At 35.0% G+C, this 17,087-nt stretch carries 14 protein-coding genes; 10 read left to right on the top strand and 4 right to left on the bottom strand.

The features are described from left to right. Positions 1–24: 24 nt before the first annotated feature. From dnaX to lon, 3 genes are read right to left on the bottom strand one after another with little or no spacing between them, the layout of a single operon-like run. Positions 25–1,674, bottom strand: coding sequence for a DNA polymerase III subunit gamma/tau (gene dnaX / locus KF816_12940; protein ID MBX3008921.1), 1,650 nt, complete (start codon positions 1,672–1,674; stop codon positions 25–27). 12 nt (positions 1,675–1,686) lie between these two features. Then, positions 1,687–2,202, bottom strand: a complete 516-nt coding sequence (locus KF816_12935) for a GAF domain-containing protein (protein MBX3008920.1) — start codon at positions 2,200–2,202, stop codon at positions 1,687–1,689. 8 nt (positions 2,203–2,210) lie between these two features. Next, positions 2,211–4,607, bottom strand: coding sequence for an endopeptidase La (gene lon / locus KF816_12930; GenBank protein ID MBX3008919.1), 2,397 nt, complete (start codon positions 4,605–4,607; stop codon positions 2,211–2,213). A 154-nt stretch (positions 4,608–4,761) separates the two neighbouring features. On the opposite strand from lon, the gene KF816_12925 reads away from it, so the two are divergent. The 10 genes from KF816_12925 (at position 4,762) to KF816_12880 (ending at position 15,809) form a co-directional block, all read left to right on the top strand. Then, on the top strand, positions 4,762–5,526 hold the full coding sequence (locus KF816_12925) for an inositol monophosphatase (GenBank protein ID MBX3008918.1): 765 nt from the start codon (positions 4,762–4,764) through the stop codon (positions 5,524–5,526). Positions 5,527–5,972: 446 nt separating this feature from the next. Then, entirely contained in the window at positions 5,973–7,166 is a 1,194-nt protein-coding gene (locus KF816_12920) for an efflux RND transporter periplasmic adaptor subunit (protein MBX3008917.1), read from the top strand. A 23-nt stretch (positions 7,167–7,189) separates the two neighbouring features. Then, positions 7,190–7,861: an ABC transporter ATP-binding protein gene (locus KF816_12915; protein MBX3008916.1), complete on the top strand. Its 672-nt coding sequence runs from the start codon at positions 7,190–7,192 to the stop codon at positions 7,859–7,861. Positions 7,862–7,870: 9 nt separating this feature from the next. After that, the gene (locus tag KF816_12910) at positions 7,871–9,031 is read left to right on the top strand and encodes an ABC transporter permease (GenBank protein ID MBX3008915.1); all 1,161 of its coding nucleotides are present in this window, start codon (positions 7,871–7,873) and stop codon (positions 9,029–9,031) included. Between the two features lie 83 nt (positions 9,032–9,114). After that, the gene (locus tag KF816_12905) at positions 9,115–10,284 is read left to right on the top strand and encodes an ABC transporter permease (GenBank protein ID MBX3008914.1); all 1,170 of its coding nucleotides are present in this window, start codon (positions 9,115–9,117) and stop codon (positions 10,282–10,284) included. A gap of 251 nt (positions 10,285–10,535) precedes the next feature. Then, positions 10,536–10,895, top strand: a complete 360-nt coding sequence (locus KF816_12900) for a response regulator (GenBank protein ID MBX3008913.1) — start codon at positions 10,536–10,538, stop codon at positions 10,893–10,895. Positions 10,896–10,994: 99 nt separating this feature from the next. Then, positions 10,995–11,672: a (d)CMP kinase gene (gene cmk / locus KF816_12895; protein MBX3008912.1), complete on the top strand. Its 678-nt coding sequence runs from the start codon at positions 10,995–10,997 to the stop codon at positions 11,670–11,672. Positions 11,673–11,769: 97 nt separating this feature from the next. After that, the gene (gene rpsA, locus KF816_12890) at positions 11,770–13,590 is read left to right on the top strand and encodes a 30S ribosomal protein S1 (protein MBX3008911.1); all 1,821 of its coding nucleotides are present in this window, start codon (positions 11,770–11,772) and stop codon (positions 13,588–13,590) included. A 147-nt stretch (positions 13,591–13,737) separates the two neighbouring features. After that, positions 13,738–15,060 (top strand): tRNA (N(6)-L-threonylcarbamoyladenosine(37)-C(2))-methylthiotransferase MtaB, encoded by a 1,323-nt coding sequence (gene mtaB, locus KF816_12885; protein MBX3008910.1) that lies wholly within the window; start codon positions 13,738–13,740, stop codon positions 15,058–15,060. 2 nt (positions 15,061–15,062) lie between these two features. Beyond that, positions 15,063–15,809, top strand: a complete 747-nt coding sequence (locus KF816_12880; protein ID MBX3008909.1) for a hypothetical protein — start codon at positions 15,063–15,065, stop codon at positions 15,807–15,809. Positions 15,810–15,862: 53 nt separating this feature from the next. Here the strand turns inward: KF816_12880 and KF816_12875 are convergent, their stop codons facing one another. Continuing rightward, a complete protein-coding gene (locus KF816_12875; protein MBX3008908.1) occupies positions 15,863–17,074 on the bottom strand; it encodes a RagB/SusD family nutrient uptake outer membrane protein in 1,212 nt (403 codons plus the stop codon). Positions 17,075–17,087: the final 13 nt, after the last annotated feature.

Genomic DNA, 17,087 nt, shown 5'->3' with positions numbered 1-17,087 from the left:
AATAGTTAGTAAGCTAACGATTAATTACTTCTTCAATTCTTTTGCGCCCAATTCAGTAATAAGTGAATTAATCAAAGGGCTTTCTTCGGAATCAATTTTCATTTCAGCACCAGTTGAACTACTCTTTTTCTTTTTTGTAGTGGATTTTGAAGAGTTCAGTAAGATTTTTTTACCGAAAAACTCTTTTGTTTTTTTATCGAGATAATTTTTTTGGTCAATTATTAAATCCCAATCTTCGGGATGTTCAACTTCTATACTAATTGAATCCTCTTCAAAATTCACCGGTTTTGAATTGTTGAGTATCGTACCGAAAATAATTTTATCAGATTTGACCTGCTCAACAAATTGCTGCCATTTTCCGGCAATCTCATCTAAATCTGAGGTCTCGTTAACCATCGGAGAAATAAATTTCTGAATAACCGGCAAAACCACTTCTCTTTTTTCGATAGGAATTACATTATTAAGCGAATCTTTAACCAATTCCACTTTTGGATTGGTAGATGATTTGTATATCGAATCTGAAGATTGAGAGAAATTAACTGGATCGGCAGAATTTAGTTTATTGATAATTTCACTAATAGTAGACGATTGCTCAAGCCCGATTAAGTGAAGAAGAGAAACCTCTATTTTAAGTCTCTGGTTCGATGACGATTTCAATTCATACTGAACTTTATTTAAAAAAGCCAATATTCTTAGAACATCCCCTTCCGTGAATTTATTAATATAACTAAGATACTTTGATTTGTACTCTTCCGCTTCTTCTATCAAATCGGTTTTATTCGTAATAACCACAGCCATAATATTTCTGAAATGCTCAATTAATCCATTCAAGAAATCAATGAAATTCCAGCCATTATCGTAAATCAACTTTGTTATTGAAAAAGCTGAAGTGAAATTTTTGCTTATTATCGAATCGGAAATAGTAAAAAATACTTCCTCATCGATCAGGTTTAGCATGCTAGAAATTAATGCCGGATCAACAATATTACCGCTGAATGAAATTACTTGGTCAAATAAACTTTGAGCATCGCGCAGAGCACCATCAGCTTTTTTGGCAATTAAGGTTAATGATTTATCATCAATCTGGATATTCTCTTTTTCAGCGATCGATTTTAACAATCCTTTAATAAGAATTAAGTCAATTCGTTTAAAGTCGAAACGCTGACATCTTGAAATAATGGTGAGCGGTACTTTATGAACATCTGTAGTTGCGAAAATAAAAATAGTATGACTTGGGGGTTCTTCTAAAGTCTTTAAAAGTGCATTAAAAGATTCGGTCGTAAGCATGTGTACTTCATCTATAATGTAAACTTTATAAGTACCATGTGTGGGAGCATATTTTACCGATTCACGCAGAGTACGAATTTCCTCAATCCTTCTGTTAGATGCGCCATCTATTTCAATTATATCTAAACTCTGAGAATTATGAAATGATTTGCACATATCGCAAACATTGCACGGTTCACCTTTTGAAGGATTCAAGCAATTCAAACTTTTGGCTAAGATACGGGCAGTTGTAGTTTTTCCGCATCCTCTTGGACCTGCGAACAAATACGCATGAGCGATACGGTTATTTAGAATTGCATTCTTTAATGTAGTTGTTATGTGCTGTTGTCCAACTACTTCTTCAAATCTCTGTGGTCGCCATTTTCGAGCAGTAACTATAAAATCCATATTCACACTTAGTTAAATTATTATTGTCTCTTTTAAACTTAATTTCAGTTTTAGAACAATTGATTCACATATTTTTTCAAGATAAAATTTGTCGGTTTCACAGAATGAAGAATAGTTGTAACTATCTAAATCTAAAACTCCAAAGATTTTATCTCCGTCCATGATTGGCACAACTATTTCTGATTTGGAAAGGGAGTCACAAGCAATGTGTCCAGGAAATTTATCAACATCATCAACAATTATCGATTCTCTCTTTTGCGCAGAAGTACCGCATACTCCTTTTCCAATCTCAATAACAGTACATGCAATATTTCCTTGAAACGGACCCAGATAAAGTTTATTGCCATTTAATAGATAAAAGCCAACCCAACTTATTTTATTGAAAGAGCTTTTTAACACAGCAGTAATATTAGCCATACTAGAAATGATCGGCTCGTCAGGATTGATTAAACTATTTATCTGAGGCAGTAAAGCCTCATAAATTTTATCATCAGATAAATTTTTATCAACAAAGATACTTTCAGACATATCTAAATTTACTTTGTTTTATTTTTAGAAGAAATAAAAACATAGGGAACGGCTTCAATAATTGTTGATACTGGAATTATCTTTAAACCATTTTTCACTTCATCCTTAATCTCAATTAAATCTTTTTCATTATCCTTTGGAATTAGAACAGTTTTAATTCCACTTCTCTGAGCCGCGAGTAATTTTTCATTAAGTCCGCCGATCGCAAGAATTTTTCCTCTTAATGTTATTTCACCGGTCATCGCAACATCACTCCGTGCCTGTTTACTGCTGAATGCTGAGTATAGCGCAAGTGTCATTGTAATTCCGGCCGAGGGACCATCCTTAGGTATTGCACCCTCCGGAAGATGAATATGAATTTCTTTTCCTTTATAAAAATTTGATGGTAATTTAAAAGCCTTCGCGTTCGATCGTAAATAACTTAATGCCGCTTGCGCAGATTCCTTCATTACATTTCCCAATTGACCGGTAAGTGTTAATTTCTCAGAACCGTTCATAACTGTAGCATCCACTTGAAGTATTTCTCCCCCTACACTCGTCCATGCCAAACCTGTAATACTTCCAATTCCAAGTTCACGCTCAGCTTTTTGTGATCTAAATTTTGATACCCCTAAAAACTTTTCAACTTTATCATTATCAATTACATATTTCTTAATAGTCTTCTTTTTTCCATTTGTAGATTGACTCATAACAATATCACGCGCGGTCTTTCTGAGCACTGAAGCAATTTCCCGTTCAAGATTTCTAACGCCTGCTTCTCTGGTATAATCTCTATTAAGCTTGTTAATTACTTCATCATCAAATAATATCTCAAATTTTTCAAGTCCATGCGCCTTTATTTGTTTTGGGATTATATGTTTTTTGGCTATCTGAATTTTTTCATGCTCAAGATATCCGGGAAGTTCAATAATTTCCATTCTGTCCTGTAAAGGAAGAGGAATATTATATCTAACATTTGCTGTTGTAATAAACATTACTTGAGAAAGATCATAATCAACATCGAGATAATGATCATTAAATGTATGGTTTTGTTCAGGATCAAGCACTTCTAACATTGCCGATGATGGATCTCCCCTAAAATCCATACTCATTTTATCAATTTCATCAAGTAAAATAACGGGATTAATAGTTTTTGCTTTTTTCATTGATTGAACAATTTTTCCGGGCATCGAACCAATGTAAGTTCTGCGGTGCCCTCTAATTTCAGCTTCATCACGAACGCCGCCGAGTGAAATGCGTACAAAATTTCTTCCGAGTGAACGTGCGATTGATTTACCAAGACTAGTTTTTCCCACACCTGGAGGGCCAACAAAACAAAGTATTTGCCCCCGCATATTCTTTACCAAATTTAATACAGCTATGTGCTCAACAATTCTTTCTTTCGGTTTATCTAATCCATAATGATCTTCATCAAGAATTTTTCTTACATTTTTTAAGTCCAGGTTATCTTTAGTTTTTTTATACCAGGGTACGTCAACCATCCAATCGAGATAATTTCTAATAACAGTAGATTCGGGTGAACTGGTGGGAGTTTTTTTCAATTTATTAAATTCTTCCAAAGCTTTTTCAAGTATTGCTTTGGGCATTTTTGCCTTTAAAATTCGGTCTCGTAATTTTAAAAATTCGGGAGAAGTTTCTTCCTCTTCGCCTAGTTCATCCTGCAATATTCTTATCTGTTCTTGAATAATAAACTTTCTCTGAGTCTTGGCAATATTTTCGTGAACTTTTCCTTCAATCTCTTTTTCGATGCGCAATATCTCGATTTCAGAATTCAGAATTCTTATTACTTCATAAAGCTGTTCTTTAATCGAAAATTTTTGCAGAATCTTTTGTTTAACTTCAATTGATTGATTGATATTTGCGGCAACGTAAAAAAGCTTTCGGTCAATCTCATCCATGTTTTCGAAAGCGTTTGCGGCTTCGGGAGGTACAGCTTTATTTATTTTGACATATTCTTTAAACAATTGTGTGAGCTGACGAACAAGAGCTTTCATTTCTCGAGGATCTTCATGAACCGGGGCAATAACCTCGATCTCAGCCTCAAAAAAATTAGACCGCTCTGTGAACGATATAATTTTACCTTGAATTACTCCATCGACCAATATTTTGAGAAGACCATTAGGAAGTTTTAATATTTGAATTATTTTGGCAATTGTTCCTTCAGTAAAAATATCATCTGTGGTTGGTTCTTCTACATTCGGCCTTTTTTGAGCCGCTAGAAAAATATATTTAGAGCCATCGAGAGCGAAGTTTGCGGCACGTATTGATTGTTCTCTTCCGACGAGAACAGGAAAAATCATATAGGGAAAAATTACGTTATCTCTCAAGGGCAGTACCGGTAAAACCGGGGGAATATTTTCAACTAAGGCATAATCATTTGCCGGTTTGGGAAGTAAATCACTCATTACTTAAAGTACCTTTTTATTTGTGGCAAATATACCAATTATAAAAAGGGCTATCAAGAAATAGAATTTTTACCTTTAATAAGATTATTTATTTGTTAACAGTTTAAAGTTTAGCGCAATAGATTGTAAATTTGGGATAGAAAAAGGGAGAATTATGTTAAATAAAGTAGTAGAAATTGCCGAACATGCCGGTGAAATAATAAAAGAAGGATTCGGTAAAAATTTTTTGGTTGAATACAAAACCAATTCATCTAATTTAGTTACAGAGTATGATACAAAATCGGAAGCAGCAATTATTTCATTTATAAAAAAAGAATTTCCAGCCCACTCAATTTTAGCCGAGGAAAGCGGTACTTATGAGAGACAAAATGAGTATTTATGGGTTATTGATCCGATAGATGGAACAACTAATTATGCCCATGGATTACCAATATTTTCTGTTTGTATCGGTGTTCAAAAAAATGGGGAAACTATTTGCGGCGTTGTTTATGATGTGATGAGAAACGCGATGTACAAATCGGAAAAGGGGAGCGGAGCTTTCTGCAACGACCGAAAATTAAAAGTAAGTACGAATGATGATTTACGTCAGAGTGTGCTGGTTACGGGATTTCCATACGATGTAGCGGATAACCCCGATTTCGCGCTCGAAAGGTTCAATGCATTTTTGAAAAACTCTCGCGCGGTGCGACGGCTTGGCTCTGCCGCAATTGATATGTGCTATGTTGCTGAAGGAGTGTTTGATGGTTTTTGGGAGGTTTCGTTAAATCCTTGGGATGTTTGCGCCGCTAAATTAATTGTTGAAGAAGCGGGGGGATTAGTAACCGACTTCTCCGGAAAAAGGAGTGATATTTTTATGAGGCAGTTCCTTGCTACAAATGTAAAGGTTCATCAAAAAATGATTGACGTATTAGAGGTATAAAAAGAAATTATGGGCGGGATTATTATTACTAATCTATACCGGTTTATTCTCACAAACTATTGACATGTTAAATTTTTATCCCTTGCACGTTGGTGATGTCTGGCAGTATGAAATTATCTACCAACCGGAAACAGGGTGCCCCAAGTTTCTATTTTATCGAAAAAGTAAATTTGAATTTTAGGCTGTTGCGGAAAATCAGTTCTACAAAAATTATTGTAATTTTTTGCACTCTTTCTAAAAGTTTATTGTTTATAGAACATTAATTGAGCATTCACGTCCTAATTATACAAAACTTAAAGCTTGTGTTGAAGAATTGATTTAGTTAGTTTGGACAACTTTTAAGGGCATATCAAAAGAATTTTCAAATATGACATACTGGTGGCACAACCATTTTTTTAATTAGTATGTCAGATTTTTAAAATAATCTGAATAATAGATAGGAATTTATGGAAACTAAAAATGCTGATTTATCTTCATTAAGGATTGACAGAAAAGAGAAAAATGTAAATCCAGAGAAGAAACAGAAATATGCCAATATGCTGATGGGAATTGTTGGATTGGCTCTTCTGATTTTTTTAATTTTTTACGGATACAACAAATTATTCTCCGCTTCAATTGAGGTTGAATTGACTGCTGTAACACTACAATCCCCTTCACAAACAAATGCGGTATTAAACGCAAGCGGTTATGTAGTTGCCCAGCGTAAAGCGGCGGTTGCATCAAAAGGTATGGGCAGATTAATCTATCTTGGCGTAGTTGAAGGGGACCGGGTTTTTAATAATCAAATTATCGCAAGATTGGATGACAGTGATATTAAAGCACAGTATGAGCAGGCTAAGGCAAATTTAAAGTTTAGCGAGGCAGATTTAAATGACGCTGAGAATAGTTATCGTAGAGCTAAAAGTCTGCTTGAATCGGGCGCAACTAGTCAAATGGAAGTTGATGCCGCCGAATCCCGTTACAAAAGAGTATTAGCCTCAATTGATGTGGCAAGAGCTCAGATTTTATCAGCCGAAGTTGCAATTGAAAATATGCTGGTTCGCGCCCCATTCGATGGAACAGTATTAACTAAAAACGCGGATGTTGGTGAAATTGTTGCGCCTATGGCAGGAGGATTAAATTCTAAAGCCGCAGTTGTTACCATTGCCGATATGAATTCGCTTCAAGTTGAGGCAGATGTAAATGAATCGAATATTGAAAAAATTGTAATTGATCAGAATTGTGAAATAAGATTAGATGCATACCCTGATCAAAGTTACCCTGGATATGTGGCAAAAATTGTCCCAACCGCCGATCGCTCGAAAGCAACAGTAATGGTCAAAATTGGTTTTAAATCTTATGATAAAAGAGTACTTCCCGAAATGAGCGCTAAAGTATTATTCATGAAAAACCAAACTGAGAATCTTGAAATAGAGGATGCTAAACAGTTTATGGTAGTACCCGAAACCTCGGTTCGTAAAAAAAATGAAACCAGTGTTGTATTTGTAATTAATGATGACACAGCTGTTGAACTGCCGGTAACTACCGGAAAGCAAATTGGGAGTTATGTTGAAATCATATCCGGTTTAGAAGTTGGTGATAGGGTTATTGAGAATTTGACCGATAAAATTCAAAATGGAATTAAAGTATCAATTAAATAAAGCGTTATAAGTTAGGAGTAAATATGTCATCACTTATCGAAGTTAAAAGTTTATCAAAATCTTATTGGCGAAATAATATTGAGATTCCGGTTTTGCATAATATTACGCTGGATGTAAACGAAGGAGAGTTTTTAGCTTTAATGGGTCCTTCGGGATCAGGCAAAACTACATTGCTAAATTTAATTGCCGGTATCGATCGTCCGACAAATGGAGAAATTCATGTTGCCGGTACCGATATCGCAAAATTAGGTGAATCGGCGCTAGCAAAGTGGAGATCATCCAACATAGGATTCATATTTCAATTTTATAATTTGATACCTGTATTAACCGCTTACGAAAATGTTGAGCTTCCCCTTCTTCTTACAAAACTATCCAAAGCTGAAAGAAAAAAACATGTTGAAACAGCGTTATCAATTGTTGGACTTGGTGATCGAATGAGCCATTATCCTAAACAATTATCGGGAGGGCAGGAGCAGAGAGTAGCAATCGCCAGAGCTATTGTAACAGATCCACAGATCATAGTTGCCGATGAACCCACAGGCGATCTTGATAAAGTTTCAGCCACAGAAATTCTAACATTGATGGAGAGACTGAATAAAGAATATAAAAAGACGATTGTAATGGTAACACACGATCCACATGCCGCAGAAAAAGCAACAATCACCCGGCATCTGGATAAAGGCGATTTGGTATAAGGAGATTATATGAAAGTATTAAAACTAATATTTAAAAATGCGTTGAGGCACAAACTTCGAACTGCACTCACGATTTTTGGAATAGCTATCGCAGTTATAGCGTTCGGAATTTTGAGAACGGTTTATACTGCATGGAATTTCGGTGTTGATGCTGCTGCTGCCGACAGATTAATTACTCGTCACTCAGTATCATTTATATTTCCTCTTCCCTATGCCTACCGGGATAAAATTGCCGCTGTTGAAGGAGTTAAAGCGGTTTCCTTTGCTAATTGGTTCCAAGGTGTTTATAAAGATAAAAATCAATTCTTTACCCGGCTAGCCGTCGATGCAGAAACTCTATTTGATGTTTACCCGGAGTTTTTATTGACGAAGGAAGAAAAAGAAAATTTTATGAGGGAGAAGAATTCCTGCGTAATTGGTATTTCAATTGCAGAGCAATACAATTTAAAAATTGGTGACATGATGACACTGGAGGGGGATATATATCCGGGTAGATGGGATTTTGTAATCAGAGGAATATATAAACCAAAACATAAATACACCGATGCAACTGGAATGTATTTTCATTGGTCAACGCTTGATGAGAGGATGAGAGCAGAGTCCCCCGATCGAGCCGGTTTAATCGGCTGGTATGCGGTTCAAATTGAGGATCCAAATAAAGCCGCGCAAGTTTCCGCAAAGATTGATGCTATTTTTAAAAATAGTTCTTACGAAACTAAAACCGAAACCGAGCGGGCATTCACTCAAGGATTTTTACAATCCACGAGTGCAATTATTACTTCAATGAATGTAATGTCATTTGTGATTGTTGGAATAATTATGCTAGTATTAGGTAATACAATGATTATGTCTGCGAGGGAAAGAACTCGTGAGTATGCGGTTTTTAAAACTCTCGGATTTTCGGCAAAACATTTATTTGGATTAATACTCGGAGAATCGATGCTAATTTCATTTCTTGGAGGAGGAATTGGATTACTGATAACATTTCCGGTTATTGCAGGATTTGAGGCAGTGATTCCAAAAGGATTCTTTCCGGTTTTTCAATTAGAAAATATTACGATAATTCTTGCAGTGAGTTCAGCATTGCTGATCGGTATAATCGCCGCAATATTCCCGATTATCAAAGCGATAAATACAAAAATTGTAGATGGTTTTAGATTTGTAGGTTAAAAATAGTGATAGTGTGAATTGATCAAGGATCAACTAATCCTAATTTGAGTTATTCACTTCACAGAATTTAAAAGAGGATCAATATGAAAATACCATTAAAATATACTATAAAAAGTCTGATGACCCGAAAATTGACTACGATAATTACGGTAAGTGGTGTTGCGATGGTTGTATTTGTATTTGCCGCAGTTCTCATGATGTCGTACGGTGTGCAGAAAACACTCGTATCTACCGGTGAGGTTGATAATGTTATGATACTTAGGAAATCATCACAGAGTGAAATCTCGAGTATAATAGGCGGTGATACTCAAAATATAATTAGAACTTTGCCTCATATAGCAAAGACTTCAAATAATCAACAAATAATTTCTACTGAGCCGGTTGTGATCATAAATTTAGAGATTAAATCGGGAGGAGTAAGCAATTTAACAGTTAGAGGTGTTTCGCCGGTTATTCAGGAAGTTAGACCAAAGATGAAAATAATTAGTGGAAGGATGTTTAATCCAGCTTTAAGAGAACTTATTGTTGGAGAAAAATTAATTTCCCGATTTGAGGGAGCTCAAGTTGGTAAAAAAATTAGATTTGCAGCAGATGATTGGACAGTAGTTGGGGTATTTACTACAGATGGAAGTGGTTTCGATTCCGAATTTTGGGGAGACGCAAATCAGTTGTTAGAGGCTTTCAATCGATCAAATTCTGTTTCAACAATGACTATTAAATTAGATAATCTTGCAAATTATGATAATTTTAAGAGAGCTTTTGAAACAGATCGAAGATTACAGCAATTTGAGGTTAAGCCAGAACAGAAATTTTTTGAGGAACAATCTCAATTTCTTTCTGGATTTATCTCTATCCTTGGTACCTTTATTACAATAGTGTTTAGTTTTGGTGCAACAATTGGTGCCGCAATTACGATGTATGCCGCGGTAGCTAATAGAACAGTTGAGATCGGTACACTAAGATCACTCGGATTTGCCAGAAGAAGTATTTTATCCTCCTTTTTATTTGAATCAATAATAATTGCAATGACCGGTGCAATTTTAGGATTATTCTTAGCATCATTTTTACAGTTCTTTTCTATCTCTACTCTAAATTTCAATTCCTTTTCGGAACTCTCATTCTCGTTTGCATTGAGTACGGAGATATTTATTTCATCATTAATATTTGCCCTTATCATGGGATTAATAGGTGGTTTTGCGCCGGCGGTAAGAGCATCCCGGCTCAATATTGTATCGGCGCTTCGAGGATTATAAATTTAATTTTTGGGGGAGTCATTAGTTTGGCTCCCTTATCCTCTCCCAATTTCCTTCATATATAAATCTTCCTTTCGCAACAAATAGTTTGACTTCAATCTTTTTTTTATGAATAATAGGGAAGGGAAAATCAGGTTAATCGCTATTTGTAATTTATTCAATAATACAAATAAGTGAAAAAGGGTGAAGATACGGGGGAGTATAAAGTATAATAAAACATAAAAAATATACGAATTTGAACGAGTGATAAATTGAAAACACTATTGATTATAGAGGATGAGGAGATGATAGTTGATATCTTTTCCCTCGTTCTGAGAAATCATTTTAACATACTAAGGGCAAAAGATGGTGAAGAAGTTACAGAGGTTATAAGAAATAACAGTATTGATGTTTTCATCGTTGATATCTCTTTAAAAAGTGAAAAAGATGGTATTCAAATTATAAAGGAGCTGAGGGCTACCGAAAAATATTCGTTAACCCCCATTATTGTTATAACTGCTCATGCATTTAAAAAAGATGAAATTTCAGCCATGCAGGCTGGGGCAACAAGATTTTTACGAAAGCCCGTTGAAAACGAAAAATTACTTAGTGAATTACTTAGATACGAATAATAAAATATTTAAATTTAAGTTGTAAATCGTTCCGATAAATGGGGTTATTTTGTAATAGAATTTGCGGTAAATCGTTCTATTACATATTTTTGCAAGCCTATGTCAAAAAAGATAATTATAGCAATAGACGGTCCTGCAGGATCGGGGAAGAGTACAGCCGCAAAAAATCTTGCCTCAAAGCTGGGTTATATTTATTTAGATACAGGCGCTATGTATCGCGCAATAACCTATTGTGCCCTCAGAGATAATTCTATTGATCAGCCTGAAAAAATTATTGAGATTGCCCGATCTGTAACTCTCAAATTAAAATATGAAAATGGTGTTACACGCGTCTTCGCTAATGATGAAGAGGTAACAGAGCAAATTCGGTCGGCTGAGGTTAACTCTAAGGTTAGTGAAGTAAGTACAATTCCGGAAGTCAGATCTGAAATGGTTAAAATTCAGAAAAATATAGGGGAACAGGGAAGTATTGTTACCGAAGGAAGAGATGTTACAACGGTTGTATTTCCCAATGCTGATATAAAATTTTTTATTACGGCATCAATTGATGAAAGAGCGAAAAGAAGATTTTTAGAGTATCAAAAGAAAAATATTGATATAACAATTGAAGAAGTAAAAAGTAATCTCGAAAAAAGAGATAGGATTGATAGCGGCAGAGAAGTATCGCCGTTAAAACAGGCGGAAGATGCAATCCTTTTTGATAATACCGGATTAACTCCTGAACAGGATTTAGAAATTTTATATAATAAAGTTCAAGAGAAATTAGGAAACTTGTAAGCCATCAGAAAAAACTAATGTACAACTAAATAACTGCTGCCTTGAACTTATTGATGGCATAAATTCAAAGCGGTGTATTTTTTAATTAGGAGGACAAATGTCCGATAGAAGAAAAGATAGTATCAAAAAAGTTGCTACTATCGTAACAGAAGGCAAGTTCATTAATAGTGATGAGTATACTCCAGAAGAAATGGAACAGCTTTCTAAATTATATTCGGAGTCATTTCGCGATATTAAAGAAGGCGAAATAATTGCCGGAAGAATCGTTGGTATTAATGCTGATAACGTTGTCGTGGATGTTGGTTTTAAATCTGACGGCACTATTTCTAAATCTGAATTTAACGCTACTGAAGAAATTAAAATTGGTGATACTATTGATGTGGTAATTGAAAGCGTTGAAGATGAAGATGGTAATTTAGTTCTATCTAAGAAAAGAGCCGATTTCCTCAAGATCTGGAGCAGAATTATGGATGCTTTCGAAAATGAGAAAATTATTGTTGGGAAAATTCTTAAGAGAATTAAAGGTGGAATGGTTGTTGACTTAATGGGAATTGAAGCTTTCTTACCTGGTTCACAGATTGATATTCGCCCGGTTCGCGACTTCGATGCTTTTGTTGGTCAAACTATGGATTTCAAAATTGTTAAAGTTAATATACCAACCGAAAATATTGTGGTTTCACATAAAGTGCTTATTGAAGAAACAATTTCCGATCAGCGTAAAGAAATTCTTGATAAACTTGAAAAAGGCCAAATTCTTGAAGGTACAGTTAAAGCTATTACAGATTTCGGCGTGTTTATCGATTTAGGCGGCGTAGATGGTTTAATTCATATTACAGACCTTAGCTGGGGCAGAATTAATCACCCGAGTGAAGTTGTTCGACTTGATGAAAAAATTAAAGTGGTTGTTACCGATTTCGAAAAAGAAAGAAAGAGAATTTCTCTTAGCTTAAAACAATTATTACCTCATCCATGGGAAAAAATTGAAGAGAAATATAAACTCAACGATAAAGTTTCTGGACGCGTAGTTTCTCTAACAGATTACGGCGCATTCATCGAAATTGAAAAAGGTATTGAAGGTTTAATTCATATTTCAGAAATGAGCTGGACTCAACATATCAGTCATCCCTCTCAATTTGTTTCAATGGGACAAGTAGTTGAAGCGGTTATTTTAAGTCTTGATAAAGGTGAGAAGAAAATTTCCCTCGGCATGAAACAGTTAACACCTGATCCATGGCAAGATTTATTGGGTAAATATCCCGTTGGTTCACAGCATTCAGGTATTGCCCGCAACTTAACCAACTTTGGAGTTTTCGTAGAACTTGAGCCTGGAATTGATGGATTAGTACATATCTCCGATTTATCATGGACAAAGAAAATTAGACACCCCGGTGAAGTAATTAAGAAAGGGGAAAAAATTGATGTTGTTGTATTGGGCGTTGATACCGAATCAAGAAAAATTTCTCTAGGCCACAAACAAATTAACCCTAATCCTTGGGATAATTTTGAGAAAGAATACGCTGTAGGCAAAACATCTGAAGGAAAAATTGTTCGAGTTATCGAAAAAGGATTGATTGCTGAATTACCATTAAATGTTGATGGTTTTATTCCAGCTACTCAATTATCAACCTCAAAGATTAAGAACCTATCATTCTGTTTCCCATTAGGTACTAAATTAGAATTGAAGGTTGTTGAGTTCGATAAAGAGAATAAGAAAATTGTATTGAGCGCAATTGCCGCATTACAGGATAAATCGGATGAGGATATTGTTCAATTTATAAGTACATATAAATTAGAAAAAGTATCTGTTGCCGATATTAGACAAGCTGATGCAGGTAAATTCGACTCTTCCGATTTTAATCTTTATGATGATAAAAGTCCTGCGGTTATGATTCCAAATACTCCAGCAGATAATAATTAATTTAGTAATGCAATAAAAAGCAAATTACTAAATTGAGCTAAAATATTCGGGCTGTATTTATTCAAGATTGTTTGTACATTTGAATTAGATACAGCCCTTATTTTATATATTAATATTAACATTATTCGAAAGTAAGAAACAATTTTTATGAAAGCGGCATTCTATACATTAGGTTGTAAATTAAATTATTCAGAAACATCAGCCATTGGAACTCAATTCAAGGAAAATGGATTTGAGATTATTGATTATGATTCTAAAGCTGACGTTTACGTAATAAATACATGTACAGTAACCGAGAATGCTGAGAAAGATTGCAGGCAAATTGTTCGAAGAGCACTAAAAAATAATCCCGAAGCATTTATTATAGTAACTGGATGCTACGCACAATTGCGTCCTGATGAAATTGCCGATATTGAGGGTGTTGATCTGATTGTGGGAAGTGACGAAAAATTTAACATTTTTTCTTTTATAAATTCTTTTGAGAAAAATAAACTGTCATGTATTCATGTTTCACCAACAGAAGAGTTGAATGCATTTAATCTTTCATTTTCAACTGACACAGACAGCAGAACCCGCGCTTTTTTAAAGATACAGGATGGATGCGATTATAAATGTTCATTTTGTACTATCCCTTTAGCTCGTGGAAAAAGCCGGAGCGCTGAACATGAATTAATTATTGACCAATTTAAAAAATTACTCGATTCAGGTTATAAGGAAATTATTTTAACCGGCGTGAATGTTGGCGATTATGGAAAATCCGTGCAGAGCAATTTTTATTCATTATTAAATTCCATAGTTCGGATAAATGGTGAATACAGAATAAGAATTAGTTCAATTGAACCTAACTTACTGACCGATGAAATAATTGATCTGGTTGCCGGGGATTCCCGTATCTGTAACCATTTCCATATTCCGCTGCAAAGCGGAAGTGATAAAGTTCTGAAATTGATGCAGAGACGATATAGGGTTGGTGATTATGAAAATCTTATCTTTAAAGTGAATGAAAAGATTGATTATGCCGGAATTGGAGTTGATGTAATTGTTGGCTCACCGGGTGAAACTGAAACCGATTTTTTGGATACTTATAATTTCTTAAATAAACTACCTGTTTCTTATTTGCATGTTTTTACATACTCGGAAAGACCAAACACAAAAGCTTTAGAAATTGAAGGCAAAGTTGATGTAGTTGAGAGAAAAAGAAGAAATAATATGCTCAGAATTTTAAGTGAGAAGAAAAGAAATTATTTTTATCAATCGATGATAAATGCTGAACTGGATGTATTGTTCGAACATGAAAATCATGACGGATGGATGAGAGGGTTTACTTCTAATTATGTTAGGATTAAATACCCCTACAATCCGGATCTGATAAATACATTTACAAAAATTAAAATAAAGGGGATTGATGATAATATTTGTACTGCTGAATTACTAAATATGAACTCATTACAAATTAAATCGGCGGGTTAATTATGCAAAAAATACTAGTTGTGTTATTGATTTTATCATCAGTCGTTTTTTCCCAAAAAGATGATCTTAAAAATCTTTTCGAGTTAAACCAAGAAATTGCTTTAAATAATCTGAATGAGGAAACTCTATCTTTTTCACATCAATTAATTGGAACAGAATTACCGGGGAAAAAGAATGCAGGATTGGCGATTCTTTATTCTTTTTTGTTACCCGGAATGGGCGAGTTATATGCCGAGAGTTACTCGAGCGGCATGCATTACACAATTGCTGATGCGGCACTCTGGGGTACATTTACTGGTTTTAATTTATACGGCGCCTGGAAAAAGGATAATTACATGTCGTTCGCTGAATCGAGAGGCGGTGTAAATTTATACAATAAAGATGAAGAGTATTACGCGAATATCAGCATTTATCAGAGCATTGAGGATTTTAATAAAGCGCAGGAATTGCAACGAAATTATAATGGGGTTTACAATCTCAATACACATTACTGGGATTGGAAAAATTCTGATACAAGAAGAGAATATCGTGAAATGTGGTCTTCGAGCGAACAAGCATATAATAATGTTCGTTTTGTTGTTGGTGCATTGGTATTAAACCGGGTTATCAGCGCAATTAACGCGGTTAGATTAGTAAGCCGTTATAATAAAAATCTTAGTTCTCAGAATGATGTTTCTTTCTTCATCGGATATTCCAGCAAACCAAATATGCCCTCCCACTACACAGTTAATTTCATCACCAATTTTTAGCAAAAAAAAAAGCTGCCCATTGAGGGCAGCTTTTAATCTTCAAAGCATATTAATTACAAAGTTGGAAGATTTGGATTTCCATTTCTTTCACTTCTTGGAATAGGCATATATCTCCAAACATCTGCTGCTATATGCCATGTACCTGTTCTGTGCTGATCAACTAATCTGTTACCTTGAACGAATAATTCTTTATCGCGTTCAACCATAATTCCAGCAAGATCAATAGTAGCTAAAGCATCAATTGAGTATGCAGCTCTAACTTCATTAACAAGAGCAAGTGCATTACCCGCACCGGCACCTCTTAAGTTACATTCAGCTATCATAAGGTTATTCTCTTGCCATGTCATAACAGGAAAATGATTACTCTTTTCAGGGTATTTGTTCTGCCAATAATAAGTTAAGTTATCAGTACCTTTTACAGTACCAAGTTTAATTCTTGCGGCTTCTTTTGGATCCGCGACAACATAATCATTAAACCGGGAATTAACAGCAATCTGTACACGTCCGGCACCGGCAAAGCCCCAGAAATAAATATTATAAACATCATTATTAAGAGCCTGGAATGGAGCATCTCCCTTTGCCATACCTGCTGCAGCATATGTAGCTGCATTAGCATAGTCTTTCTTTGCTAAATAAACTTTAGCAATCATGGAGTTAACAACTCTCTTTAGAGCTGCATTAGTTTGAACATTCAAAGCTTCCTTCATTTTAGCGACAGCTTGATCTAACAAGGCGGCTTGAGGAATGAATGGACCAGCGTCAATTACTCCACCAGGTTCATTTTTGTTTAAGCCGAATGCAACTGCCATATAGTATCTTGCAATACCACCATAGAGATATCCTACATAAAGAGGATTAACTTTCTTTGCTGGATCTGAAAAGTTAACTTTTCCAACTCTCTCTACAAGATCATCGGCATATTTTCTTAATTGACCAACGGACTGAAATACACCAGTAACTGTAGCATTATCTCCGAGTATTAAGCCTTCATCGATTTCCTGGAATGTAGGAAAGCTTGCGGTAGCAATTTTGCCTGTATAGATCATTGCGTCTGACTGAAGATCCATTAAACAAGCTAATTGACTAGCAGTTGTTGAAAATCGTTGTTGAACTCCTTTTGCGAGGAAATCCATTTGAGCTTCTGTGTTCAATAAATCATCTTGCGCTAAATCGATAACAGGATCAACTTCATTAACATAATCTTCGCAAGAGATAACGAAGAAAAAGAGTAAAGGAAGAAGTAATAATAATTTATATTTTTTCATAGTATGGTTCTCC

This window comes from Melioribacteraceae bacterium, from assembly GCA_019638015.1.
Taxonomy (GTDB): domain Bacteria; phylum Bacteroidota; class Ignavibacteria; order Ignavibacteriales; family Melioribacteraceae; genus JAHBUP01.
Note: the sequence above shows the minus strand (reverse complement) of the source record. Positions and strands in the feature narration are given on the sequence as shown.

What these genes read in the sequence shown, in the direction of transcription:
- KF816_12875 (MBX3008908.1), bottom strand. Translation starts at nt 17,074, where the DNA reads ATGAAAAAATATAAATTATTATTACTTCTTCCTTTACTCTTTTTCTTC.
- KF816_12935 (MBX3008920.1), bottom strand. Translation starts at nt 2,202, where the DNA reads ATGTCTGAAAGTATCTTTGTTGATAAAAATTTATCTGATGATAAAATT.
- KF816_12880 (MBX3008909.1), top strand. Translation starts at nt 15,063, where the DNA reads ATGCAAAAAATACTAGTTGTGTTATTGATTTTATCATCAGTCGTTTTT.
- lon (MBX3008919.1), bottom strand. Translation starts at nt 4,607, where the DNA reads ATGAGTGATTTACTTCCCAAACCGGCAAATGATTATGCCTTAGTTGAA.
- rpsA (MBX3008911.1), top strand. Translation starts at nt 11,770, where the DNA reads ATGTCCGATAGAAGAAAAGATAGTATCAAAAAAGTTGCTACTATCGTA.
- KF816_12925 (MBX3008918.1), top strand. Translation starts at nt 4,762, where the DNA reads ATGTTAAATAAAGTAGTAGAAATTGCCGAACATGCCGGTGAAATAATA.
- dnaX (MBX3008921.1), bottom strand. Translation starts at nt 1,674, where the DNA reads ATGGATTTTATAGTTACTGCTCGAAAATGGCGACCACAGAGATTTGAA.
- KF816_12920 (MBX3008917.1), top strand. Translation starts at nt 5,973, where the DNA reads ATGGAAACTAAAAATGCTGATTTATCTTCATTAAGGATTGACAGAAAA.
- KF816_12905 (MBX3008914.1), top strand. Translation starts at nt 9,115, where the DNA reads ATGAAAATACCATTAAAATATACTATAAAAAGTCTGATGACCCGAAAA.
- mtaB (MBX3008910.1), top strand. Translation starts at nt 13,738, where the DNA reads ATGAAAGCGGCATTCTATACATTAGGTTGTAAATTAAATTATTCAGAA.
- KF816_12915 (MBX3008916.1), top strand. Translation starts at nt 7,190, where the DNA reads ATGTCATCACTTATCGAAGTTAAAAGTTTATCAAAATCTTATTGGCGA.
- cmk (MBX3008912.1), top strand. Translation starts at nt 10,995, where the DNA reads ATGTCAAAAAAGATAATTATAGCAATAGACGGTCCTGCAGGATCGGGG.
- KF816_12910 (MBX3008915.1), top strand. Translation starts at nt 7,871, where the DNA reads ATGAAAGTATTAAAACTAATATTTAAAAATGCGTTGAGGCACAAACTT.